This window comes from Acidiphilium sp. JA12-A1 (assembly GCF_000724705.2).
In the GTDB taxonomy this organism is placed as follows: domain Bacteria; phylum Pseudomonadota; class Alphaproteobacteria; order Acetobacterales; family Acetobacteraceae; genus Acidiphilium; species Acidiphilium multivorum.
In genome coordinates, this window is sequence record NZ_JFHO01000194.1 from 1 (window position 1) to 1,627 (window position 1,627).

General features: G+C 60.7%; 2 protein-coding genes. One reads left to right on the plus strand and one right to left on the minus strand.

Features of this window, described 5'->3' with window-relative positions; genetic code table 11:
• A partial coding sequence (locus RT91_RS19210) for an integrase core domain-containing protein (protein ID WP_035189423.1) occupies positions 1-484 on the plus strand: 484 nt, incomplete at its 5' end.
• A gap of 11 nt (positions 485-495) precedes the next feature.
• On the opposite strand, the gene RT91_RS19215 is transcribed toward RT91_RS19210, so the two are convergent.
• Positions 496-861 (minus strand): hypothetical protein, encoded by a 366-nt coding sequence (locus RT91_RS19215; RefSeq protein WP_152982887.1) that lies wholly within the window; start codon positions 859-861, stop codon positions 496-498.
• Positions 862-1,627 lie beyond the last annotated feature (766 nt).

Here is a 1,627-nt window from a genome sequence, read left to right on the forward strand (position 1 = left end):
TTTCAGCCGCGAATGCGTTCGCTTGATCGCCGACACGTCAATTTCGGGCGCCCGGGTGGCACGCGAGTTGGATATGGCGATCACTGAGCGCGGGGCGCGCCCGCTCATGGTGGTCAGCGACAACGGCACTGAGCTCACCAGCATGTCGATCCTGCGCTGGTCGAAAGAGCGGAACGTGGAATGGCATTACATCGCGCCCGGCAAGCCCCAGCAAAACGGGTTCGTCGAGAGCTTCAACGCCCGGCTCCGGGACGAGTGTCTGAACGAGACCTTGTTCACGAGCCTGCCTCAAGCGAGGTCCGTGCTGGCCGCCTGGCGTCACGACTATAATCATCACCGCCCCCATTCGAGCCTGGGCAACAAAACCCCGGCAGAGGTGGCGGGAAAAATCAGCGGCGCGCCGGGTTGGGGGTTAACCCCCAACCCGGCTGTTGCACCTACGCCCAATCGTGGGCATCACTCGAGGATGAGACTCTACTCCTGAATGGCGGGAACTTAGGGCTCAGACCACCATGAATGGTATAATGCATTCACATGCTTCTGGTCCGCTCTCTCCAGCGGGAGGTCTGCCTCTATGAGGCGCTTGAGCATCAATTCGGTTAGCTTCTCGGCATCCTGGTGATTTTCGCGTTCTTTGAATTCAACCTGGCCCCAGACCTCTGAAACGATCTTCAGACCCGCTTCAGTAAAAGCGCCCACAGCGAGCAGCGCGTCCACGGCGTCCAGAGCTGTGGGCCGAAGCTCAAATCCGAACTGATGCCGGATGCTCTGCGGGATATTCCAAACCAGAGCATCATTTTCATATGCTTCGATATCGGCATATAGAACGCTCTCCCGGCGAGCCACTGTTGAATTCGGCAAGATATATTCTCCCGCGAAGCCTTCTAGATAATGTGCTCTGCGCTCTCGGTCGACATAGGTATCTGCTCATCCTGGTCCGTCGATAAGTTGAATCGATTGTGAATTGACGTGACCACGGCGGATACGATTCGACGGGAGGCGTGAACGAGCTTCCTGACCTGTCTCTCCTATCGCACGCTGAGAAAGACGCGCTGATCCGCGCGCTATGGGACGCGTTGCAATCATCCGAGCGCAGGAACGCGGAACTGGCAATCCGGCTTTCGGATGCGGAACGCCGGATTGCGGAGTTGGAGGCGCGGCTAAACGAACCGCCGAAGCGGCCGGACAATTCGAGCCTGCCGCCATCGCGCGGGCAGAAGCCAAACCGGCCCGAGAAAAGTCCGCGCAAGGGGCCCCGCAAAGGCAGTCTCGGCCGTGAGGGTGGCGGTCGCTTGCTTGCCGAGAACCCCGATCAGACGGTGATCGCGAAGGCGGCGCATTGCCAGCACTGCCGTGCCGGGCTGACTGACGCGGATCAGCGCCTCGCGCAGCGCTACGACAAGATCGATCTGCCGCCGATCAAGCCGGTCGTCACCCGCGTCGAACGCTATGCCGGCCATTGTCCGTGCTGTGGGGCGACCACGCTGGCAGCCGTCCCGGAAGGCATGGAGACCGGCACACCATTCAGCCCTCAACCGTCGTGGCTCTCGCGATCTACCTGCGCGTCATCCATGCGGTCAGCTACCGGNGGCTGTCGCGCCTGTTCACCGAGTTGTTCGGCTTTGGG